Below are 22,045 nucleotides of genomic sequence, written 5' to 3'. Positions count from 1 at the left end.
ACGTGTCTATCGGTTACTTCCTACAAAACTTGATAGCGAGTGCCTGGATGAGTCTTTTCCGGTAGCATTCCCAGCGAGTTTGCCCGCCTGGAATCCCCCAATGTCCGACCGCCTGACCCTCCTGCGCCCCGACGACTGGCATATCCATCTTCGTGATGGCGCTGTTTTGCCCCACACCGTCGCTGACGTTGCGCGCACCTTTGGCCGCGCCATCATCATGCCGAACCTCGTGCCGCCGGTACGCAACGCGGAGCAAGCCGATGCCTATCGCCAGCGCATCCTCGCTGCCCGTCCGCAAGGCAGCCGCTTCGAGCCGCTGATGGTGCTGTACCTCACCGACGTGACGCAGCCCGAAGACATCCGCGCCGCCAAGGCCAGTGGCTTCGTCTATGCCGCCAAGCTGTACCCGGCTGGCGCCACCACCAACTCCGATTCGGGCGTGACCAGCGTCGACAAGATTTTCCCGGTCCTCGAAGCGATGGCCGAAGTCGGCATGCCGCTGTTAATCCACGGCGAAGTGACCCGTGGCGACATCGACGTGTTCGACCGCGAGAAAATCTTTATCGACGAGCACATGCGTCGTGTGGTCGAGCGTTTCCCGACGCTGAAAGTCGTGTTCGAACACATCACCACCGGCGATGCCGTGCAGTTCGTCAACGAGGCTTCGGCCAACGTCGGCGCAACCATCACCGCGCACCATTTGCTGTACAACCGCAATCACATGCTGGTGGGCGGGATTCGTCCGCACTTCTATTGCCTGCCGATCCTCAAGCGCAACACCCACCAGGTCGCGCTGCTGGACGCCGCCACCAGCGGCAGCAAAAAATTCTTCCTGGGCACCGACTCGGCGCCGCACGCGCAGCATGCCAAAGAGGCCGCCTGCGGTTGTGCTGGCTGCTACACGGCGTACGCTGCGATCGAGCTGTACGCCGAAGCGTTCGAACAACGCAACGCGCTGGACAAGCTCGAAGGGTTCGCCAGCCTCAACGGCCCGGCGTTCTACGGCCTGCCCGCCAACACCGACACCATTACTCTGGTCCGCGAAGAATGGACCGCCCCTGCCAGCCTGCCGTTTGGCGAGCTGTCGGTCATCCCGCTGCGCGCCGGTGAAAAACTGCGCTGGCGCTTGCTGGAGGAACACGCGTGAGTGAAGACCATTACGACGACGAACAGGAAGGTTCTGGCGGCGGTACAGGCTCCAGGCATCCGATGGCAGCACGCTTTCGTGGCTACCTGCCGGTCGTCGTCGACGTAGAAACCGGTGGCTTCAATTCGGCCACCGATGCGTTGCTGGAAATTGCCGCGACCACCATCGGCATGGACGAAAAGGGTTTCGTGTTCCCGGAGCACACCTACTTCTTCCGCGTCGAGCCGTTCGAGGGCGCCAACATCGAAGCCGCGGCGCTGGAGTTCACCGGTATCAAGCTTGATCACCCGCTGCGCATGGCTGTGAGTGAAGAAACCGCGCTGAATGACATCTTCCGTGGCGTACGCAAGGCGCTGAAAGCCAATGGCTGCAAGCGGGCGATTCTGGTCGGCCATAACGCCAGCTTCGATCTGGGCTTTCTGAATGCCGCCGTTGCGCGACTGGACATGAAGCGCAACCCGTTTCACCCCTTCTCCAGTTTCGACACGGCGACGCTCGCGGGCTTGGCATACGGCCAGACCGTGCTGGCCAAGGCCTGTCAATCGGCGGACATCGACTTCGACGGTCGCGAAGCCCACTCGGCTCGTTACGACACCGAGAAAACGGCTGAGCTGTTCTGCGGCATCGTCAACCGCTGGAAAGAAATGGGCGGCTGGCACGACTTCGACGATTGATATCTCCTTCTCGTGCGTAAAGACCGGCCCGCGTGGCCGGTTTTTTTTGGGCTCAACCCTCCATGTCAAGACAGTTGTCATTTGACCATTCATCGGCCTTCAGCAGATGTTCAGGAAGTAGTTTTGACAAGCATTCTCATTAACATTAGTATCCGTCGCACATGAGCAAATAACTCAACGACGGTCTTTTATTTATGTATGTCTGCCTTTGCCAAGGTGTTACCGACGGACAGATCCGCGAAGCAATCATGGAAGGATGCTGCAGTTACCGTGAAGTGCGCGAGACCCTGGGTGTCGCCAGCAAATGTGGGAAATGTGCCTGCCTGGCGAAGGAAGTGGTGCGTGAAACCCTGACAGAACTGCAAACGTCACAAGCCGCTCTTGCCTATCCCGCGGAATTTTCTGCTGCGTGATTCAACGAATTAAAAGAAACCGGACCTGTGTCCGGTTTTTTTATGCCTGTAATTCAAGCGCTTAGCGATAAGATGCGGAACACAAACATTCTTATTCCTATTTATTTTCACTTATTATTCAATAACTTAGGTTTGACAGGGGATTATTCGAAGCTCAAACTTGCGGCTTATATACGAACATCTTCGACAGGACCTCGATCATGAAAGGCGACATTACAGTCATCCAGCATCTCAACAAGATCCTCGGAAACGAGCTGGTCGCGATCAACCAGTATTTTTTGCATGCGCGCATGTACGAAGATTGGGGCCTGAACAAGCTGGGCAAGCACGAGTACAAAGAATCCATCGACGAGATGAAACACGCTGACAAGCTGATCAAGCGCATCCTGTTCCTGGAAGGCCTGCCCAACCTGCAAGATCTGGGCAAAATCCTCATCGGCGAGCACACCAAGGAAATGCTGGAGTGCGACCTGAAGATCGAGCGTAAAGGCCACGCAGATCTGAAAGCCGCGATCGCTCACTGCGAAACTGTTGGCGACTTCGGCAGCCGTGAGCTGCTGGAAGACATTCTTGAGTCCGAGGAAGAACACATCGACTGGCTGGAAACCCAGCTGGGTCTGATCGACAAGGTCAGCATCGAGAACTACCTGCAATCGCAGATGGGCGAAGAAGACTGATCTCAGCCTGACCCTCTCAAAAAAGCCCCGCTCGGTGATGAACCTGGCGGGGCTTTTTGTTGGGTGTCGAACACTGCTCGGGAAGCACCCACAAAAAAGCCCCGTATCTCCTGAAAGACCGGGGCTTTTTACCAACAACCCAATCAGGCCGTTGCGTTCTTCTCGACCGCAGCCTTGATCAAGGGCTGCAGTTCGCCTGCTGCGTGCATCTCGATGATGATGTCACTGCCGCCGACCAGCTCGCCGTCTACCCACAGCTGCGGGAACGTCGGCCAGTTCGCGTATTTCGGCAGGTTGGCGCGAATCTCAGGGTTCTGCAGGATATCGACGTACGCGAACTTCTCGCCACACGCCATCAAGGCTTGGGACGCCTTCGCCGAAAAGCCGCACTGCGGGGCATTCGGGGCGCCTTTCATGTAAAGCAGAACGGTGTTTTTGGCAATCTGGTCTTTGATCGTTTCGATGATATCCATGGAGCACCTCGGCTTAACTTTACGACTGTATGAGTCGACACGGTGGCGCATTCTAACCGATTCCCTAGCGTAACGCTCGGTCTTGGCTTTAATCGGCCTCATAAATATGATGAGCGTCATGCCGCCGCGACAGTCACCGGCACCCCGTTCAGCGCAGCGTTCCCGGACAGCGTGTCCATCTGCCGCTCGTCAGTCAGGTCGTTTGCACTCTCCCCCGGCTGATCGCGGGCAATGTCCATTTGCACCCCCGGCCGCCCATGCCCCCACCCATGAGGCAGGCTCACCACACCGGGCATCATGTCGGCGCTGCCCATCACCTCGACCTCGATCATTCCCACCCGAGAACTCACCCGCACGCGCTGCCCGTCGCTCAGGCCACGGGTCGCAAGGTCGTCCGGGTGCATCAGCAATTGATGGCGTGGCTTGCCTTTCACCAGCCGGTGGTAGTTGTGCATCCACGAATTATTGCTGCGAACATGACGCCGTCCAATCAGCAACAGCTCATCCACTGACGGCATTGCAGCGGTGGCAAAGCGCACCAGATCGGCCAGGATCACCTCCGGTGCTGCCTGAACGCGCTGATTGGGCGTTTTCAGCCGCGTGGTGAGATTAGGTTTGAGCGCGCCCAGGTCCAGCCCATGAGGGTGGTCATGGAGCGTTTCCAATGACAGCTTCATCGCCGAGGCATCGCCATAAAAGCCTGCGCGCAATCCACGATCCACCATTTGAGCCGGAGGAATCGTGGGTTTCAGCTCACGCTCGGCGCGCGCGGCGAAGGCCTTGGCCAGCCCGACGAAAATCTCCCAGTCATGCAGCGCCCCCTCAGGCTTGGCGAGAATGGCGCGATTGAAACGGGTGACGTTGCGCACGGCGAACATGTTGAACGTTGTGTCGTAATGATCGTTTTCCAGCGCCGAGGTCGAGGGCAGAATCAGATCGGCGTGGCGCGTGGTTTCATTGATATAGAGATCGACACTGACCATGAACTCCAAGCCATCCAGCGCCTGATCGAGCTGACGACCATTGGGCGTCGACAACACCGGATTGCCGGCTACCGTGATCAACGCCTTCACCTGCCCTTCGCCTTCGGTGAGCATTTCTTCCGCCAGCGCCGACACCGGCAACTCGCCGCTGTATTCGGGCAGGCCTGAGACGCGGCTCTGCCAGCGATTGAAACCGCCGCCCGAGGTCGAGGCCACCAGATCCAGTGCAGGCTCAGTGCACAGCGCGCCGCCGACCCGGTCAAGGTTGCCAGTCACCAGATTGATCAACTGCACCAGCCAATGACACAGCGTGCCGAACGCTTGCGTCGAAATACCCATCCGCCCGTAACACACCGCGCTTTTCGCACCCGCGAAATCCCGCGCCAGTTGCCGGATGTCTTCGGCAGGCACCCCGCAACCCAGGCTCATGGCGCCCGCGTCCATGTGCGCGATGGCGGCCCGCACTTCTTCAAGGCCATCGACCGGCAGATGGGTGTCGCGGGTCAGGCCTTCAGCGAACAGCGTGTGCAGCACGCCGAACAGCAGCGCCGCGTCGCCACCGGGGCGGATGAACATGTGTTGGTTGGCGATGGCAGCCGTTTCGCTACGCCGAGGATCGACCACCACGACTTTGCCGCCCCGCGCCTGAATCGCCTTCAAGCGCTTCTCGACGTCGGGGACCGTCATGATGCTGCCGTTGGAGGCGAGCGGGTTGCCGCCCAGAATCAGCATGAAATCGGTGTGGTCGATGTCGGCGATGGGCAACAACAGGCCGTGGCCATACATCAGGTAGCTGGTGAGGTGATGGGGCAATTGGTCGACGGATGTCGCGGAGAATCGGTTGCGGGTTTTCAGCAGGCCAAGGAAGTAATTGCTGTGGGTCATCAGCCCGTAATTGTGAACGCTCGGATTGCCCTGATAGACCGCAACGGCGTTTTGCCCGTGGCGCTGCTGGATGTCCAGCAGGCGTTCGGCCACCAGTTCGAACGCGTCCTGCCAGGCGATGGGGTGCCACTCGCTGCCGATACGGCGCATGGGCTGTCGCAGGCGATCGGGGTCGTTCTGGATGTCTTGCAAAGCCACCGCTTTCGGGCAGATATGCCCTCGGCTGAACGTGTCTTGCGCGTCGCCCTTGATCGAGCTGATGCGCACGCTGGCATCGTCCTCAAGGGTGGTCTCGATGGTCAGGCCACAGATGGCCTCGCACAGGTGACAGGCACGGTGGTGGAGAGTCTTGGTCATCGCCAGTCTCATGTTTTTGTGTGGCGATCGGCGCGATCGCGGAAACAAAACTATGGAGCCTGGCGCGGCACTTCGCCAGAAACGTCAGTGCCGTGAATCGGACAGCATCAGGCGAGCCGATAGCTCACCTGAGCAAAGGAACGGGGATCAGGAAGCCGAACCGCCGATGGGCGTGACCACCTTGCGCTTCAGCTGAATCTCATGAACGGTCTCGACCTGCTCCTGGGAGACCTGCACGCCCGTCAGTTCGCCAATCAAACGCCAATGGTCATCCAGTCCGGCACTGATGGTGGCCATGCGGTCGATCATGCGGCGTCCTGCCGAACGGGTCACTTCATCTTCACTGCGCATCAGCTCGAACGACATCGACGTCATGGAAGCAGTGAGGTGCGTGAGGGTGCGAGCCGTAAGCCCGAGCAGTTCCGTCAGTTGTTTCTCTTTTGAATCCATTCCCCACCCCTTCTGGAGGACATAAGCGGCCTTTATAACCCACGCCACACGTTTAGGAAACGTCCCGGTTTCCACGGCGTGAAGCATGTCGCATTAGGTTCAGCAGCATTTTGAAACTGTTGCAAAAACGGCAGTAATTGCCAGTGTCCAGCGAAGCGGTGTACAACCTTTGCCCTTCGCGGTGGACGCAGATGGCGAATTGCCTTCGCCGCGTACGCAACTGTAGCACTTCGTTACATGAAAAGCGTCCTGACCACGCCATTTTCAAGCGACCGGACGTCTGACATTTTTTTTCGAACATGCCGGGCCTTGGCACGAGGCGACATTTTCTTATACCCTCGCGCCTTCCCTATTCGTCGCCCCGTGCGGCTTTTGCCGCAGGTCTCGCCCGTTTTCCCGATAAAACCCGGCTTAGAGGATCTGCGGTCTGTTGCAGACAAGGTAGTTAATGATGATCACCAGGCACTTTCTCTCGATGATGGATTACACGCCAGACGAACTGGGCGCCGTGATCCGTCGAGGCATTGAGCTGAAGGACTTGCGAAATCGAGGCGTGTTGTTCGAGCCGCTGAGAGGTCGAGTGCTGGCCATGATCTTCGAGAAATCTTCGACTCGGACTCGCGTTTCGTTCGAAGCAGGCATGATCCAGCTCGGCGGTCAGGCCATCTTCTTGTCGCCTCGCGACACCCAACTGGGGCGTGGCGAGCCAATTGCCGACGGCGCGCGCGTCATGTCGCGCATGGTCGATGCGGTCATGATCCGCACGTTCGCCCACAGCAACCTCATCGAATTCGCTGCAAATTCCCGGGTGCCTGTGATCAACGGCCTGTCCGACGATCTGCACCCGTGCCAGTTATTGGCCGACATGCAGACCTTCCTCGAACATCGCGGTGCGATCAAGGGCAAGACCGTGGCCTGGATCGGCGACGGCAACAATATGTGCAACAGCTATATAGAAGCGGCGATCCAGTTCGACTTCCAACTGCGCGTCGCCTGCCCTGAAGGCTACGAGCCGAGCCCACGCTTCCTGGCGCTGGCCGGCGACCGCGTGACCGTGACCCGCGACCCGAGTGAAGCGGTCAAGGGCGCGCATTTGATCAGCACCGACGTCTGGACCTCCATGGGCCAGGAAGAGGAAACCGCCAAGCGCATAGCGCTGTTCAAGCCTTTCCAGGTCACTCGCGAACTGCTCGATCTGGCCGCTGACGACGTGTTGTTCATGCACTGCCTGCCTGCCCACCGTGGTGAGGAGATCAGTGAAGACCTGCTCGACGACTCGCGTTCAGTGGCGTGGGATCAGGCGGAAAACCGTTTGCATGCGCAAAAGGCGCTGCTCGAATTCCTGGTGGCGCCTGCCTACCAACCCGCATGAGTGAGCCGATGCTGCTGCAACTGCGTGACCTCGCCTGCGGTTATCAAGACCAACGCGTGGTGCAGAACCTGAATCTGCACCTCAACGCCGGAGACATCGGTTGCCTGCTCGGCTCGTCGGGCTGCGGCAAGACCACCACGTTGCGCGCCATCGCCGGTTTCGAACCGGTGCACGCGGGTGAAATCACCCTCGCGGGCGACGTCATCTCCAGACCCGGCTTCACCCTCGCGCCCGAGAAGCGCCGGATCGGCATGGTGTTTCAGGACTACGCGCTGTTCCCGCACCTGACCGTCGCGGACAACATCGCCTTCGGCATTCGGAATCATCCGCGCCTGGCACAGGTGGTCGAGGAAATGTTGGCGCTGGTCAACCTCGCCGCGCTGGGCAAGCGGCATCCCCATGAACTCTCCGGCGGCCAGCAACAACGCGTCGCACTGGCGCGGGCATTGGCACCGGAGCCGCAACTGCTGCTGCTCGACGAACCTTTTTCCAACCTCGATGGCGAGCTGCGCCGACGTTTGAGCCATGAGGTGCGCGATATTCTCAAGGCCCGGGGCACCAGCGCGATTCTGGTGACCCACGATCAGGAAGAAGCCTTCGCCGTCAGCGATCAGGTGGGGGTGTTCAAGGAAGGACGCCTTGAACAATGGGATACGCCTTACAACCTTTATCACCGACCGGCTACGCCCTATGTCGCCAGTTTTGTCGGGCAGGGCTACTTCATCCCTGGGCAAATGATCGATGCGCAATCGGTGCAGACCGAACTCGGCGTACTGCGTGGAACCTGTGCCCGTGATCCTGTAGGCACGGTCGATGTGCTGCTGAGACCAGACGATATCGCCTACGCGTCGGACAGCCCGGTGAAAGCACGAGTGATCAGCAAAACCTTTCAGGGCGCCGCGACGCTGTATCGCTTGCAGCTGCCAAGCGGGACGCCACTGGAAGCCTTGTTCCCCAGCCATGCTGATCTGCACGCGGGAGATGACGTCGGTATTTGCGTAACGGCTCAGAATCTGGTGCTGTTTCCTGCGTCCTGACGAACACCCATCGCTGGGGTTGCGAACACAGCCCCCTGTAGGAGCGAATTCATTCGCGAATAGATCGTGCAATCGATGACGATCCATCGCCTGCACCGCCCTCTCGCGAATGAATTCGCTCCTACAGAGGACGCGGCGGTGAACTCACCCGACCGTCAACACCCCACTCGCCACCAGCGTCGCATAGCCGCCAATCTTCACCCGATCTCCCTCCAGACGACAGAACAACTCGCCCCCTCGCGCCGAACTTTGATGGGCTGTCAGGCTGAATTTGTTCAGGCGTGCCGACCAGTACGGAATGAGGCTGCAATGGGTCGAGCCGGTCACCGGGTCTTCGGGAATGCCGTTCCCCGGCGCGAAATAGCGAGAGACAAAATCATGCACGTCGCCATCACTTTTCGCAGTAATGATCACGCCCGGCCATGGCAGCCGGGCGATGGCAGCCATGTCAGGCTTGCAATCGCGAACCGCCTGCTCGGACTCCAGCACCACCAACAGCGCCGCCGCGCCCAGCGCGTCGACGACTTCGGTGTTCAGCGCGCGTTCGATATCCACCGTCACGCCCACTTCACTCGGCGGCAAAGAGGGAAAATCCAGCAACAGGCGTCCGTTCTCGCGGCTGACGCTCAGCGGCCCTGATTGGCTGATGAACTGAATGGTGTCAGACGTTTCGCCATATTTTTCATACAGCACATAGGCGCTGGCCAACGTCGCATGCCCGCACAGCGGGACTTCATTGGTGGGCGTGAACCAACGGATATGCCAGCCCTGCGCCTCACGCACAACAAAAGCGGTTTCGGACAGGTTGTGTTCCGTCGCAATGCGCTGCATCAGCTCATCCGACAGCCAGGCATCGAGGCGATACACCATCGCAGGGTTGCCTGCGAACGGTCGGTCACTGAAGGCATCGACTTGATGAAATTCAAGCTGCATGGAAGGCATCCCCAATCGTTATTGTTCGAGCGCCCTGCCCTGCGTCAGCCTAAGTGACTACAGCAAGACACGGCATATCTGACGATGCATCCGGATCATTCGCGGCCAATCTGAGCAAACGTCGCACCGGTATGTTGAGCAAGTACCGCCGCCGACAGTTCCACCTCAAGCCCTCGACGACCAGCGCTGACAAAAATGGTCGCGAACGGTTGGGCGGACACATCAATGAACGTCCTCAGCCGTTTCTTTTGACCCAACGGGCTGATCCCGCCCAACAGATAACCTGTGGCCCGTTGCGCGGCGGCGGGGTCGGCCATCTCGGCTTTCTTCGCGCCTGCCGCATGGGCCAGGGCCTTGAGGTCCAGCGAACCCACCACCGGCACCACGGCCACCAGCAACTCGCCCTTTTCAGTGCTGGCCAGCAGCGTCTTGAAGACTTGAGCGGGTTGCAAGTTCAGCTTTTCTGCGGCTTCCAGGCCATAGGACGCGGCCTTGGGGTCATGTTCATAACTGTGGACACGGTGTTCGGCGCGAACTTTTTTCAGCAAATCCAATGCGGGGGTCATGCAGCACTCCAGACGACCAGGGTGTTTCGTGTTGGCTGTCGCTACTTTAGGCCATCTGCTGTCGAAACGCCTCTGTTCAGCGGCTGTCCCAGCGTGAAATCGTTAGGCCCTGAAAAACAGAGGCACCGTTCACTTTCGACTTTGACAATGTTCGTTTACGTCTATATTTTTTCGAATACGAATATTCAGCCTTCAACGGTGAGGCCGCCTCATCACCTGACGGGTTTTCGCACGTACACTGACGACAGTCCCGAACACCCGCTTTATCACCAGGCAATCGACATGACTGACAACGACAACAAGAACTACATCATCGCCCTCGATCAAGGTACGACCAGCTCCCGCGCGATTATCTTCGACCGCGACGCCAACGTGGTGAGTACCGCCCAGAGCGAATTCGTGCAGCACTACCCCCAGCCAGGCTGGGTGGAGCACGATCCGATGGAAATCTTCGCCACCCAGACTGCCTGCATGACCAAAGTGCTGGCCCAGGCCAACCTGCATCACAACCAGATCGCTGCCATTGGCATCACCAACCAGCGCGAAACCACGGTGGTCTGGGAGAAAGACACTGGGCGGCCGATCTACAACGCCGTGGTCTGGCAATGCCGTCGCAGCACCGAGATTTGTCAGCAGCTCAAGCGCGACGGGCTGGAAGACTACATCCGAGACACCACCGGTCTGGTGATCGACCCGTACTTTTCCGGCAGCAAACTGAAGTGGATTCTCGACCACGTCGAAGGCAGCCGCGAACGTGCCCGTCGGGGCGAGTTGCTGTTCGGCACCGTTGATAGCTGGCTGATCTGGAAATTCACCGGTGGCAAGGTGCACGTCACCGATTACACCAACGCCTCGCGCACCATGATGTTCAACATCCATACCCTCGAATGGGATCAGCGGATGCTGGATGTGCTCGACGTGCCTCGGGAAATGCTGCCCGAGGTGAAGTCATCATCTGAAGTTTACGGCCACAGCAAAAGCGGCATCGCCATCGCCGGTATCGCAGGGGACCAGCAATCGGCCCTGTTTGGCCAGATGTGCGTGGAACCCGGCCAGGCCAAGAACACGTACGGCACCGGCTGTTTCCTGTTGATGAACACGGGCAAGAAAGCCGTGAAATCCAACCACGGCTTGCTTACCACCATCGGCTGCGGCCCACATGGCGAAGTGGCGTATGCGCTGGAAGGCGCAGTGTTCAACGGCGGCTCGACGGTGCAATGGCTGCGGGATGAGCTGAAGATCGTCAACGACTCCATGGACACCGAGTACTTCGCGACCAAGGTGAAGAACAGCAACGGCGTATACCTCGTGCCCGCGTTCACGGGACTTGGCGCGCCCTATTGGGACCCTTACGCCCGTGGCGCGCTGTTCGGCCTGACCCGGGGCGTGAAGGTCGATCACATTATTCGGGCGGCGCTGGAATCCATCGCCTACCAGACCCGCGACGTCCTCGACGCCATGCAGCAGGACGCTGCCGAACCGCTCAAGGCCCTGCGCGTGGACGGCGGCGCGGTGGCCAACAATTTCCTGATGCAGTTCCAGGCCGACATTCTCGGCACCCAGGTCGAGCGCCCGAAAATGCGCGAAACCACGGCCTTGGGCGCGGCGTATCTGGCGGGCCTGGCCATCGGTTTCTGGAGCGGGCTGGACGAGTTGAAAGACAAAGCGGTGATCGAGCGAAAATTCGAACCGCAATGCGACGAGGCGGAGAAGGAAAAGCTGTACGCGGGCTGGCGCAAGGCGGTGGAGCGCACGCGGGACTGGGAGCCGCACGAAGACGTCGAATAACCCACATACCCTGTAGGAGTGAGCTTGCTCGCGATAGCGATTTGTCTGTGACAGATTTGAGCTAACGGAACGCATCGCGAGCAAGCTCACTCCTACAGGACATCATTGGACTTCAGGTTCTTTTTCCGGCTGACAGGTAATGGCTGCCTGCGGCATCATGGGCGCTCTTGCCCGAAGGAAGAAAAATGAATCTGCCACCCCGTCAACAGCAGATCCTCGAGCTGGTCCGTGAGCGCGGCTACGTCAGCATCGAAGAAATGGCCCAATTGTTTGTCGTGACCCCGCAAACCATCCGGCGCGACATCAACCAACTGGCAGAGATGAACCTGCTGCGTCGTTATCATGGCGGCGCGGCCTACGATTCCAGCATCGAAAACACCGCCTACGCCATGCGTGCGGACCAGATGCGCGACGAGAAACAGCGCATCGCCGAAGCCATCGCGGCGCAGGTTCCCGATCACGCCTCGCTGTTCATCAACATCGGCACCACCACCGAATCCATCGCCCGCGCCCTGCTCAACCACAGTCACCTGAAGATCATCACCAACAACCTGCACGTGGCGTCGATCCTCAGCGGCAAGGACGACTTCGAAGTGCTGCTGGCGGGGGGCAACGTGCGCCGTGACGGCGGTGTAGTAGGTCAGGCAAGCGTTGATTTCATCACCCAGTTCAAGGTCGATTTCGCGCTGGTGGGCATCAGCGGCATCGACGAAGACGGCAGCCTGCTGGATTTCGACTATCAGGAAGTCCGCGTCTCCCAAGCGATCATCGCCAATGCGCGTCAGGTCATTCTGGCGGCGGACTCCAGCAAATTCGGCCGCAACGCCATGGTACGCCTGGGCCCGATCACCCTGATCGACTGCCTCGTCACCGACCAGCCCCCCGCGCCTGCACTGGCGCAATTGCTGACGCAGAACAAGATTCGGCTGGAAGTCGTTTAAGCCCCTTTCGTAGTGCGCCTCACCTTCATGTGGGAGCGAATTCATTCGCGACGCGGTGGTACATCCGACAAGCCTGCATCAGATGTACAGGCCTCCCGCGAATGAATTCGCTGCCACAGAGTGCAGCGTTTCTCCCGATCAGCAGCGGGAGCCTTTACGCGCTCTTTCATATTCGCTTTTGTTCCTTTCCCCCTCCTCCCATCAGTATTTTCAATCAATACTGAGTGGTGGCCTCGGTCTTATTGCGTTACTATTTTCGAAAATGAACGTAAATGTTCGAATTCGCCAATATCGAACGTGACCGAATTCTCGACAGGAGGCCCCGATGGCCCATTCCGCCTTGCCCACCCCACCGCTTTCCGAGGTCTATGACATTGCCGTGATCGGCGGTGGCATCAATGGCGTCGGTATCGCAGCGGATGCATCGGGACGCGGCCTGTCAGTGTTCCTTTGCGAAAAGGATGACCTCGCCAGCCACACCTCGTCGGCCAGCAGCAAGCTGATCCACGGCGGCCTGCGCTACCTCGAACATTACGAATTCCGTCTGGTGCGTGAGGCGTTGGCCGAACGTGAAGTGCTGCTGGAGAAGGCGCCACACATCGTCAAACCCATGCGGTTCGTGCTGCCCCACCGCCCGCATCTGCGCCCGGCGTGGATGATCCGCGCCGGTCTGTTCCTTTATGACCACCTCGGCAAACGCGAAAAGCTGCCCGCGTCGAAAAGCCTGCGCTTCGGCGCCAACAGCCCGCTCAACGCCAGCATCACCCGCGGTTTCGAATATTCCGATTGCTGGGTCGATGACGCCCGCCTCGTGGTGCTCAACGCCATGGCCGCACGGGAAAAAGGCGCGCACATCCACACCCAGACCCGCTGCCTTAGTGCCCGACGCAGCAACGGCCTGTGGCACCTGAACATGGAACGCGCCGATGGCAGCCTTTTCTCCATTCGTGCCAGGGCGTTGGTGAACGCGGCCGGCCCATGGGTCGCCAAGTTCATTCGCGAAGATTTGAAGCTGGAGTCGCAATATGGCATTCGCCTGATCCAAGGCAGCCATTTGATCGTGCCAAAACTGTACGACGGCGAAAACGCGTTCATCCTGCAGAACGAAGATCAGCGCATCGTCTTCGCGATTCCGTACCTGGAGCGGTTCACCATCATTGGCACCACCGATCGCGAATACACCGGCGACCCGGCCAACGTGGCGATCACCGAAGGCGAGACCGATTACCTGCTGAAGATTGTCAACGAACACTTCAAGAAGCAGCTCAGCCGCGACGACATCATCCGCACCTATTCCGGCGTGCGCCCGCTGTGCAACGATGAATCCGACAACCCGTCGGCGATCACCCGCGACTACACCCTGTCGCTGTCGGGTGGCGCGGGCGAGCCGCCGATCCTGTCGGTGTTCGGTGGAAAACTGACGACCTATCGCAAGCTGGCGGAATCGGCGATGCAACAGCTGGCGCCGTTCTTCACCCAGATGCGCCCGAGCTGGACCGCCAAGGCGAGCCTGCCGGGTGGGGAAAACATGACCACGCCAGCGGCCTTGGCAGCTGAGTTGCAACAACGCTCCCCTTGGCTGCCTGCAGACCTCGCCAAGCGTTGGTCGATCACCTACGGCTCGCGCAGCTGGCGCATCATCGAGGGCGCGCAAGGGTTGGCGGATTTGGGCGAACACCTCGGTGGTGGCCTTTACAGCCGCGAGGTGGATTATCTGGGCAGCGAAGAATGGGCGACGAAAGCTGACGACATCCTGTGGCGTCGGACCAAGCTCGGCCTGTTCACCACGGCGGAAGAACAGCAGAACGTGCAGGCGTATCTCGATAAAGTGGCGCGCAACAAAAGCGCTATAGAAGCTGCCTGATTTCTCACCGGCACCACTCGACCGGCGGACACGCCTCGGCCTCTCTGTGGGAGCGAATTCATTCGCGAATGATCCGACGGGCGATGCATCGTCATCGTCTGTAACCTCTTTCGCGAATGAATTCGCTCCCACAGACAGCGAGCGTTTTACCTGAGTCATCCACACACAGGCATTCGGTTTTCCGAACACCCCTCTCTCGCCTATTCGGCATTCCGTACGACTCATCCTCCCTCTATCGCAACAATAAAATAAAATTCCTTTATTTTCAGTGAGTTAAAACGTGTCACATGCTTGGCATGACTCATGCTCTACACTCAATCACGATTGCTCCGATGTAGCGTGCCGCCTGAATTGGGCCGCCGTTGTAGCGTTCTGAAACCGATAGGGCCGACCCAACACGGACCCATAAGAAAAACAAAGTCGAGGAGAAACAGATGCGTATCGTTCCCCACATTCTGGGCGTTGCCATTGCTGCAGCCGCTTTGATCAGCACCCCAGTGTCCGCCGCCGAGCTGACCGGCACTCTGAAAAAAATCAACGATTCCGGCACCATCACCCTCGGTCACCGCGACTCGTCCATTCCGTTCTCGTACATCGCTGATGCTTCCGGCAAACCTGTCGGTTACTCCCACGACATCCAGCTGGCCATCGTCGAAGCGATCAAAAAAGACCTGAACAAGCCAGATCTGAACGTCAAGTACAACCTGGTCACTTCTCAGACCCGTATCCCGCTGGTTCAGAACGGCACTGTCGACGTTGAGTGTGGTTCGACCACCAACAACGCCGAGCGCGCTCAGCAAGTCGACTTCTCCGTCGGCATCTTCGAAATCGGCACCAAGCTGCTGACCAAAGTCGGTTCGCCGTACAACGACTTCGATGACCTGAAAGGCAAGAACGTCGTGACCACCGCGGGCACCACGTCCGAGCGCATCATCAAAGCGATGAACGCTGACAAGCAGATGGGCATGAACGTCATCTCCGCCAAAGACCACGGTGAGTCCTTCCAGATGCTGGAATCGGGCCGTGCCGTTGCGTTCATGATGGACGACGCACTGCTGGCAGGCGAAATGGCCAAGGCCAAGAAGCCAACCGACTGGCACGTGACCGGCACCCCGCAATCCTATGAAATCTACGGCTGCATGGTTCGTAAAGACGACCCAGCGTTCAAGAAAGCCGTGGACGACGCGATTGTCGGCCTCTACAAGTCGGGCGAGATCAAAAAGATCTACGACAAGTGGTTCACCCAGCCAATTCCTCCAAAAGGCCTGAACCTGAGCTTCCCGATGAGCGAAGAGCTCAAAAAGCTGATCGCCAACCCGAACGACAAGCCAGCGCCGGACAAGAAGGCTTAAGCCCTTCGCTCCGTTATCACAAAAAGATAAGCCTGATTTCCGGGGACGTAATAAGTCCCCGGAAGCCGCTGCCTCTGGCATGCGCGCATAACGATCGATCAGAGGGGAGACCCTGATGAATTACAACTGGGACTGGAGCGTATTCTTCAAGTCCACCGGCGTCGGCACCGAGACCTATCTGGACTGGTATGTATCCGGTCTGGGCTGGACCATCGGCATCTCCATCGTCGCCTGGATCATCGCGTTAATCCTGGGCTCAGTGCTCGGGGTGATGCGCACGGTGCCCAATCGCATCGTGTCTTCCATCGCCACGGTTTACGTGGAAATTTTCCGTAACGTGCCACTGCTGGTGCAGCTGTTCATCTGGTACTTCCTGGTGCCGGATCTGCTGCCTGAGAACCTGCAGGAGTGGTACAAGCAGGACCTGAACCCGACCACCTCGGCCTTTCTGAGCGTTGTCGTGTGCCTGGGTCTGTTCACCGCCGCACGGGTTTGCGAACAAGTGCGCACCGGTATCCAGGCGTTGCCTCGCGGCCAGGAATCCGCCGCACGCGCCATGGGTTTCAAACTGCCGCAGATCTACTGGAACGTGCTGCTGCCGCAAGCTTACCGGATCATCATCCCGCCGCTCACCTCCGAATTCCTCAACGTGTTCAAGAACTCGTCGGTGGCCTCGCTGATCGGTCTGATGGAATTGCTGGCCCAGACCAAACAGACCGCCGAGTTTTCCGCGAACCTGTTCGAAGCCTTCACCCTCGCCACCCTGATCTACTTCACGCTGAACATGAGCCTGATGTTGCTCATGCGTCTGGTCGAGAAGAAAGTCGCCGTGCCGGGCCTGATCTCCGTGGGAGGTAAATAATGGACTTCTCTGGAATCATCCCCGCCATTCCAGGCATGTGGAACGGCATGATCATGACCTTGCAGTTGATGGTCATGGGCGTGGTGGGCGGCATCATCATCGGGACCCTTCTGGCCCTGATGCGCCTGTCGTCGAGCAAGTTGCTGTCGCGCATCGCCGGTGCCTACGTCAACTATTTCCGCTCGATCCCGCTGCTGCTGGTGATCACCTGGTTCTACCTGGCGGTGCCGTTCGTGCTGCGCTGGATCACCGGCCAGGACACCCCGGTCGGCGCGTTCACCTCCTGCGTCGTGGCCTTCATGATGTTCGAGGCCGCGTACTTCTGCGAAATCGTCCGTGCCGGTGTGCAGTCGATCTCCCGTGGCCAGATGGGTGCTGCGCAAGCGCTGGGCATGACCTACGGCCAGATGATGCGCCTGATCATCTTGCCGCAAGCCTTCCGCAAGATGACCCCGCTGCTGCTGCAGCAGAGCATCATTCTGTTTCAGGACACCTCGCTGGTTTACACGGTCGGTCTGGTGGACTTCCTCAACTCAGCCCGTTCCAGCGGCGACATCATTGGCCGTTCCAATGAATTCCTGATCATCGCGGGTCTGGTGTATTTCACGATCAGCTTCGTGGCCGCGCGTCTGGTCAAGCTCATGCAGAAAAGGTTAGCCGTATGATTTCCATCAAAAATATCAACAAGTGGTATGGGGACTTCCAGGTGCTGACCGATTGCAGCACTGAGGTCAAAAAGGGCGAAGTGATCGTGGTCTGCGGCCCGTCCGGTTCGGGCAAATCGACCCTGATCAAGTGCGTCAACGCGCTGGAACCGTTCCAGAAAGGCGACATCGTGGTCGATGGCACCTCGATTGCCGATCCGAAGACCAACCTGCCGAAACTGCGTTCCCGCGTGGGCATGGTGTTCCAGCATTTCGAGCTGTTCCCGCACCTGACCATCACCGAAAACCTGACCATCGCGCAGATCAAGGTATTGGGCCGCAGCAAGGAAGAAGCCACCAAAAAAGGCTTGGCCCTGCTGGAGCGCGTCGGTTTGTCGGCTCACGCTCACAAGCACCCTGGCCAGTTGTCCGGCGGCCAGCAGCAGCGCGTGGCGATTGCCCGTGCGCTGGCGATGGACCCGGTGGTGATGCTGTTCGACGAACCGACCTCCGCCCTCGACCCTGAAATGGTCAACGAAGTGCTGGACGTGATGGTACAGCTCGCCCACGAAGGCATGACCATGATGTGCGTGACCCACGAAATGGGCTTCGCCCGAAAGGTGGCCGACCGCGTGATCTTCATGGACAAGGGCCAGATCATCGAAGACTGCGTCAAGGACGAATTCTTCGGCGACGTCAGCGCCCGTTCCGAACGCGCTCAGCACTTCCTGAACAAAATCCTGCAGCACTAACCAGATCTGCCTCACGAGGGCAATGCCCCAAAAGGGCAAAAAACCACTGGCTGTCTGTGTCGCTATCAATGACACGGGCAGCTGGTCGGTCCAGGACGACTGTGATGAAATGCGATCCACCTCTTAGCGCGCCGCCATCACTTGCCGTGAAACCCCGCCTGATACGCCACCTGTTTCTGCCGCCGCTGATCATTCTGCTGATGATCGCGCTCGGCTACGTCACTTATCTGTACAGCGAAAAGAACGGCATCAAGGCCCTCGGCGAAAACGGCGAACGGCAGCTCGAACTGCACGCCCGCACCGTCGAAAGCGAAATCAACAAATACAACTACCTGCCCAGCGTGCTGGAGCTCGAATCCAATGTCTCGGACCTGCTCAACGACCCGTCACCGGAGTTGCGCTCGAAGGTCAACGATTACCTGGAAGGCCTGAATCGCCGCAGCCGCAGCCGCGCGATCTACGTCCTCGACACCACCGGCCGCGTGCTGGCCACCAGCAACTGGCGCGACGCCGACAGCTATCTCGGCGAAGACCTGTCGTTCCGCGCCTATTACCAGGACGCGATTCGCGGGTTGCCGGGCCGCTTCTACGGCATCGGCAGCACCACCGGCGAGCCGGGTTATTACCTGGCCCACGGGCTGGAAGAGAAAGGCAAGATCATCGGCGTCGCCGTGATCAAAGTGCGCCTCGAAGCGCTGGAAGAACGCTGGCAACGGGCGCGTCTGGAAGCCTTTGTCAGCGACGAAAACGGCATCATTATTCTGTCCAGCGACCCGGCGCGACGGCTGAAATCGGTTCGCCCCCTGACTCCGCAAATCAAGGAGCGTCTGGCCCGCAGCCTGCAATATTACTGGTGGCCGCTCAACGAGCTGGTGCCGTTGGAACGTGAGCTGATCGCCGACGGGGTCGAGAAGCTGACCTTCCCGGCCAACGTCAGCGTCGACCACGAACACTCGGCCGTCAGCTACCTCGCGCAAACCCGGGACCTGGCCGACACGCCGTGGCACCTGACGCTGCTGACTCCGCTGGAGGATTTACGGCGTGAAGCGGCCAATCAAGGCATGCTGGTGGCCGTGGCCTGCGCGCTGGCGATGTTTTTGCTGATCGCCTGGAATGAGCGGCGCAAGGTGATTTCGACCCGCCTCGCGGCCCGTGAAGCGCTGGAAGAAGCCAACAACGAACTGGAGCGTCGGATTACCGAACGCACCGCCGACCTGCGCGCCAGCAACGAGCGGCTCAAGGGTCAGATTCGCGAGCGGCGTCAGGCCGAAGAAACCTTGCGACAGGCCCAGGACGAATTGGTGCAGGCGGGCAAACTCGCGGCCATCGGGCAGATGTCCACCAGCATCGCCCACGAACTCAATCAGCCGCTGGCCGCTCTGCGTACGTTGTCCGGGAACACGGTGCGGTTCATCGAACGCGGTGCGCTGGATACGGCGAGCACCAACCTGCGCACGATCAACGACCTGGTCGATCGCATGGGTCGCATCACTGCCAGCCTGCGGTCCTTCGCCCGACGCGGGGAAGACAAGGGCCAGGCCTCGCTGGCCAAAGCGGTGGATGCGTCATTGCAGGTGCTCGGCGGACGTCTGGAAAACAGCGCGCTGGAATTGCATCAGGCCTTCGATGACGTCGAACTCGCCATCGACCAGACGCGGCTGGAGCAGATTCTGGTCAACCTGATTGGCAACGCGCTGGACGCCATGCAGGCGCAACCGCTGCCGGTGCTGTGGCTGCAAGGCGACCTGTGCGAAGGCCGTTACCGCCTGCGCGTGCGCGACAACGGCCATGGCATCGACGCCGAAGCGCGCAAGCATTTGTTCGAACCGTTTTTTACCACCAAGCCCGGCGAACAAGGGCTGGGGCTGGGCTTGACCCTCTCCGCCAGCCTCGCAGCCGCCGCCGGTGGCAGTTTGAACGCCGAAGACCCGGCCGAAGGCGGCACGATGTTTGTGTTGGTGTTGCCGTTGGTGGACGGGGGGGCGGCGAAGGTATGACGTACTTTTCGGACATTACCGTCGGCCGAAAAAAAATTGCGGATGAATCCGCTCCCACAGGGGCATGCGTTCTGTCTGTGGGAGCGAGTTCATTCGCGATGAAGGCAACGCTGACGCATTGGATTTGCACATGAACACTGAACTGACCGTCCTCATCGTTGAAGATGACCCCCACGTCCTGCTCGGCTGCCAGCAGGCACTCGCATTGGAAGACATCCACAGCCAGGGCGTAGGCAGTGCCGAAGAGGCGTTAGCGATGGTGGGCGACAACTTTGCCGGGATCGTCATCAGCGACATTCGTTTGCCAGGCATCGACGGGCTGGAATTGCTCAAGCGCCTGAAAGAACGCGACCGCAGCCTGCCGGTGGTGCTGATCACCGGCCACGGCGATGTGTCGATGGCGGTCGGAGCCATGCGCGACGGTGCCTACGACTTCATGGAAAAACCCTTCTCCCCCGAGCGTCTGGTGGACGTCGCACGCCGCGCCCTGGAACACCGCGGGCTTGCGCGGGAAGTCTCATCGCTGCGTCGCCAACTGGCCGAACGCGACTCGCTGGAAGGCAAGATCATCGGTCGCTCGCCCGCCATGCAGAACCTGCGCGCACTGATCACCAACGTCGCGGACACCTCAGCCAACGTGTTGATCGAAGGTGAAACCGGCACGGGCAAGGAACTGGTCGCCCGCTGCCTCCACGACTTCAGTCGTCGGCATTCCAATCAGTTCGTCGCGCTGAACTGCGGTGGACTGCCGGAGAACCTCTTCGAAAGCGAAATTTTCGGCCACGAAGCCAACGCTTTCACCGGGGCGGGCAAGCGCCGCATTGGCAAGATCGAACACGCCCACAACGGCACGCTGTTTCTCGATGAAGTGGAAAGCATGCCGATCAACCTGCAGATCAAATTGCTGCGGGTGTTGCAGGAACGCACGCTGGAGCGCCTCGGTTCGAACCAGAGCGTCGCGGTGGATTGCCGGGTGATCGCGGCGACCAAATCCGACCTCAATGAGCTGAGCAAGGCCAGCCAGTTTCGCAGCGACCTGTATTACCGCCTGAACGTGGTGACCCTGGAATTGCCGCCGTTGCGTGAACGCCGCGAAGACATCCTGCAATTGTTCGAACACTTTCTGCAGCTCTCGTCCCTACGTTTCGACCGCGAGCCGCCGCAACTGGACCCGCACACCGTTTCCGCGTTGATGAGCCACGACTGGCCGGGCAACGTGCGGGAACTGCGCAACGTCGCCGAGCGTTATGCCTTGGGGCTGCCAGCGTTCAAGAAAACCGGCGTCGCGGCCCTGAGCCAGAGCCTGGGGTTTTCCGAGGCGGTGGAAGCCTTCGAAAAAAACCTGCTCAGCGAGGCCTTGCTGCGCAGCGGCGGCAATCTCAGTCAGGCGAGCCAGGAACTGGGCATGGCCAAGACCACGCTGTTCGACAAGGTGAAGAAATACGGGTTGGGGTGACGCCATCCACGTCACGGCGGTCGGTGCTGCTACCGACCTGCACACGTCTTCAGGCCGTGCGCGGTCTCTCCTGTGGGAGCGAATTCATTCGCGAATGGCCGGTACATCCGGCACATCACCTTCGCCTGAACCTTTTTCGCGAATAAATTCGCTCCCACAGGTTATGTGGGTTGCTCAGGTTTTGAGGGCAACGCGGTCTCTCCTGTGGGAGCGAATTCATTCGCGAAGGGCCGGTACATCCGGCACATCACCCCGCCTGAACCTTTTCGCGAATAAATTCGCTCCCACAGGTTTACGTGGGTTGCTGAGACTTGCGAGCGACGCCCGTACAACGCACGCGTTTCCTCAGGCCTGTTCAGCCCCCATTCAACCCCTTGGCCCACCCTTTGCACTTCCCCTGAAAGGCCCGCCCGGCCGGTGTT

At 59.5% G+C, this 22,045-nt stretch carries 20 protein-coding genes; 15 read left to right on the top strand and 5 right to left on the bottom strand.

All coding sequences use genetic code 11. The features are described 5' to 3' along the window. Window positions 1-100 precede the first annotated feature (100 nt). From pyrC to bfr, 4 genes are all read left to right on the top strand, one after another. Entirely contained in the window at window positions 101-1,147 is a 1,047-nt protein-coding gene (gene pyrC, locus ACWKWE_RS16675) for a dihydroorotase (protein WP_483851143.1), read from the top strand. Next, complete coding sequence (gene rnt, locus ACWKWE_RS16670) at window positions 1,144-1,821, top strand: ribonuclease T (RefSeq protein ID WP_166593463.1); 678 nt, start codon at window positions 1,144-1,146, stop codon at window positions 1,819-1,821. Before pyrC ends, rnt begins: the two co-directional genes overlap by 4 nt. Before the next feature lie 194 nt (window positions 1,822-2,015). Continuing rightward, the gene (locus ACWKWE_RS16665) at window positions 2,016-2,234 is read left to right on the top strand and encodes a bacterioferritin-associated ferredoxin (protein WP_166593464.1); all 219 of its coding nucleotides are present in this window, start codon (window positions 2,016-2,018) and stop codon (window positions 2,232-2,234) included. Between the two features lie 200 nt (window positions 2,235-2,434). Further along, a complete protein-coding gene (bfr, locus tag ACWKWE_RS16660) occupies window positions 2,435-2,911 on the top strand; it encodes a bacterioferritin (RefSeq protein WP_166593465.1) in 477 nt (158 codons plus the stop codon). A 143-nt stretch (window positions 2,912-3,054) separates the two neighbouring features. On the opposite strand, the gene grxD is transcribed toward bfr, so the two are convergent. From grxD to ACWKWE_RS16645, 3 genes are all read right to left on the bottom strand, one after another. Further along, complete coding sequence (gene grxD, locus ACWKWE_RS16655; protein WP_166593466.1) at window positions 3,055-3,384, bottom strand: Grx4 family monothiol glutaredoxin; 330 nt, start codon at window positions 3,382-3,384, stop codon at window positions 3,055-3,057. A gap of 116 nt (window positions 3,385-3,500) precedes the next feature. Then, window positions 3,501-5,609 (bottom strand): molybdopterin oxidoreductase family protein, encoded by a 2,109-nt coding sequence (locus ACWKWE_RS16650; RefSeq protein ID WP_483851142.1) that lies wholly within the window; start codon window positions 5,607-5,609, stop codon window positions 3,501-3,503. 147 nt (window positions 5,610-5,756) lie between these two features. Then, window positions 5,757-6,059 (bottom strand): hypothetical protein, encoded by a 303-nt coding sequence (locus tag ACWKWE_RS16645; RefSeq protein WP_166593468.1) that lies wholly within the window; start codon window positions 6,057-6,059, stop codon window positions 5,757-5,759. A gap of 451 nt (window positions 6,060-6,510) precedes the next feature. On the opposite strand from ACWKWE_RS16645, the gene argF reads away from it, so the two are divergent. Together argF and ACWKWE_RS16635 are read left to right on the top strand one after the other, a co-directional pair. Further along, on the top strand, window positions 6,511-7,431 hold the full coding sequence (gene argF, locus ACWKWE_RS16640; protein WP_166593469.1) for an ornithine carbamoyltransferase: 921 nt from the start codon (window positions 6,511-6,513) through the stop codon (window positions 7,429-7,431). Further along, window positions 7,428-8,468: an ABC transporter ATP-binding protein gene (locus ACWKWE_RS16635; protein WP_483851141.1), complete on the top strand. Its 1,041-nt coding sequence runs from the start codon at window positions 7,428-7,430 to the stop codon at window positions 8,466-8,468. The genes argF and ACWKWE_RS16635 overlap by 4 nt, the downstream gene beginning before the upstream one ends. Before the next feature lie 144 nt (window positions 8,469-8,612). On the opposite strand, the gene ACWKWE_RS16630 is transcribed toward ACWKWE_RS16635, so the two are convergent. After that, window positions 8,613-9,401, bottom strand: coding sequence for a PhzF family phenazine biosynthesis protein (locus ACWKWE_RS16630; protein ID WP_166593471.1), 789 nt, complete (start codon window positions 9,399-9,401; stop codon window positions 8,613-8,615). 95 nt (window positions 9,402-9,496) lie between these two features. Then, entirely contained in the window at window positions 9,497-9,967 is a 471-nt protein-coding gene (ybaK, locus tag ACWKWE_RS16625) for a Cys-tRNA(Pro) deacylase (RefSeq protein WP_166593472.1), read from the bottom strand. A 282-nt stretch (window positions 9,968-10,249) separates the two neighbouring features. On the opposite strand from ybaK, the gene glpK reads away from it, so the two are divergent. The 9 genes from glpK to aauR all read left to right on the top strand — a co-directional run bounded on the left by glpK (window position 10,250) and on the right by aauR (window position 21,623). Further along, the gene (gene glpK, locus ACWKWE_RS16620) at window positions 10,250-11,755 is read left to right on the top strand and encodes a glycerol kinase GlpK (RefSeq protein ID WP_483851140.1); all 1,506 of its coding nucleotides are present in this window, start codon (window positions 10,250-10,252) and stop codon (window positions 11,753-11,755) included. Window positions 11,756-11,940: 185 nt separating this feature from the next. Beyond that, complete coding sequence (locus tag ACWKWE_RS16615) at window positions 11,941-12,696, top strand: DeoR/GlpR family transcriptional regulator (RefSeq protein ID WP_166593474.1); 756 nt, start codon at window positions 11,941-11,943, stop codon at window positions 12,694-12,696. Window positions 12,697-13,021: 325 nt separating this feature from the next. Continuing rightward, window positions 13,022-14,560, top strand: a complete 1,539-nt coding sequence (gene glpD / locus ACWKWE_RS16610; protein WP_483851139.1) for a glycerol-3-phosphate dehydrogenase — start codon at window positions 13,022-13,024, stop codon at window positions 14,558-14,560. Window positions 14,561-14,994: 434 nt separating this feature from the next. Next, window positions 14,995-15,912 carry a glutamate/aspartate ABC transporter substrate-binding protein gene (locus ACWKWE_RS16605; protein ID WP_483851138.1) on the top strand — a complete coding sequence of 306 codons (918 nt, stop codon included), beginning with the start codon at window positions 14,995-14,997 and terminating at the stop codon, window positions 15,910-15,912. 115 nt (window positions 15,913-16,027) lie between these two features. Then, window positions 16,028-16,774, top strand: coding sequence for an amino acid ABC transporter permease (locus tag ACWKWE_RS16600; RefSeq protein WP_166593477.1), 747 nt, complete (start codon window positions 16,028-16,030; stop codon window positions 16,772-16,774). Next, the gene (locus tag ACWKWE_RS16595; protein ID WP_483851338.1) at window positions 16,771-17,439 is read left to right on the top strand and encodes an amino acid ABC transporter permease; all 669 of its coding nucleotides are present in this window, start codon (window positions 16,771-16,773) and stop codon (window positions 17,437-17,439) included. The genes ACWKWE_RS16600 and ACWKWE_RS16595 overlap by 4 nt, the downstream gene beginning before the upstream one ends. Then, window positions 17,436-18,170, top strand: a complete 735-nt coding sequence (locus ACWKWE_RS16590) for an amino acid ABC transporter ATP-binding protein (RefSeq protein ID WP_341959565.1) — start codon at window positions 17,436-17,438, stop codon at window positions 18,168-18,170. Before ACWKWE_RS16595 ends, ACWKWE_RS16590 begins: the two co-directional genes overlap by 4 nt. Window positions 18,171-18,274: 104 nt before the next feature. After that, complete coding sequence (gene aauS, locus ACWKWE_RS16585) at window positions 18,275-20,167, top strand: two-component sensor histidine kinase AauS (RefSeq protein ID WP_483851137.1); 1,893 nt, start codon at window positions 18,275-18,277, stop codon at window positions 20,165-20,167. Between the two features lie 130 nt (window positions 20,168-20,297). Next, complete coding sequence (aauR, locus tag ACWKWE_RS16580; protein ID WP_166593481.1) at window positions 20,298-21,623, top strand: two-component response regulator AauR; 1,326 nt, start codon at window positions 20,298-20,300, stop codon at window positions 21,621-21,623. Window positions 21,624-22,045: the final 422 nt, after the last annotated feature.

The organism is Pseudomonas salicis (genome assembly GCF_057128705.1).
Note: the sequence above shows the minus strand (reverse complement) of the source record. Positions and strands in the feature narration are given on the sequence as shown.

Bases quoted from the DNA above. Each gene is read 5' to 3' on its own strand.
- pyrC (WP_483851143.1), top strand. From the start codon at position 101: ATGTCCGACCGCCTGACCCTCCTGCGCCCCGACGACTGGCATATCCAT.
- ACWKWE_RS16665 (WP_166593464.1), top strand. From the start codon at position 2,016: ATGTATGTCTGCCTTTGCCAAGGTGTTACCGACGGACAGATCCGCGAA.
- bfr (WP_166593465.1), top strand. From the start codon at position 2,435: ATGAAAGGCGACATTACAGTCATCCAGCATCTCAACAAGATCCTCGGA.
- grxD (WP_166593466.1), bottom strand. From the start codon at position 3,384: ATGGATATCATCGAAACGATCAAAGACCAGATTGCCAAAAACACCGTT.
- ACWKWE_RS16650 (WP_483851142.1), bottom strand. From the start codon at position 5,609: ATGACCAAGACTCTCCACCACCGTGCCTGTCACCTGTGCGAGGCCATC.
- ACWKWE_RS16645 (WP_166593468.1), bottom strand. From the start codon at position 6,059: ATGGATTCAAAAGAGAAACAACTGACGGAACTGCTCGGGCTTACGGCT.
- argF (WP_166593469.1), top strand. From the start codon at position 6,511: ATGATCACCAGGCACTTTCTCTCGATGATGGATTACACGCCAGACGAA.
- ACWKWE_RS16635 (WP_483851141.1), top strand. From the start codon at position 7,428: ATGAGTGAGCCGATGCTGCTGCAACTGCGTGACCTCGCCTGCGGTTAT.
- ACWKWE_RS16630 (WP_166593471.1), bottom strand. From the start codon at position 9,401: ATGCAGCTTGAATTTCATCAAGTCGATGCCTTCAGTGACCGACCGTTC.
- ybaK (WP_166593472.1), bottom strand. From the start codon at position 9,967: ATGACCCCCGCATTGGATTTGCTGAAAAAAGTTCGCGCCGAACACCGT.
- glpK (WP_483851140.1), top strand. From the start codon at position 10,250: ATGACTGACAACGACAACAAGAACTACATCATCGCCCTCGATCAAGGT.
- ACWKWE_RS16615 (WP_166593474.1), top strand. From the start codon at position 11,941: ATGAATCTGCCACCCCGTCAACAGCAGATCCTCGAGCTGGTCCGTGAG.
- glpD (WP_483851139.1), top strand. From the start codon at position 13,022: ATGGCCCATTCCGCCTTGCCCACCCCACCGCTTTCCGAGGTCTATGAC.
- ACWKWE_RS16605 (WP_483851138.1), top strand. From the start codon at position 14,995: ATGCGTATCGTTCCCCACATTCTGGGCGTTGCCATTGCTGCAGCCGCT.
- ACWKWE_RS16600 (WP_166593477.1), top strand. From the start codon at position 16,028: ATGAATTACAACTGGGACTGGAGCGTATTCTTCAAGTCCACCGGCGTC.
- ACWKWE_RS16590 (WP_341959565.1), top strand. From the start codon at position 17,436: ATGATTTCCATCAAAAATATCAACAAGTGGTATGGGGACTTCCAGGTG.
- aauS (WP_483851137.1), top strand. From the start codon at position 18,275: ATGAAATGCGATCCACCTCTTAGCGCGCCGCCATCACTTGCCGTGAAA.
- aauR (WP_166593481.1), top strand. From the start codon at position 20,298: ATGAACACTGAACTGACCGTCCTCATCGTTGAAGATGACCCCCACGTC.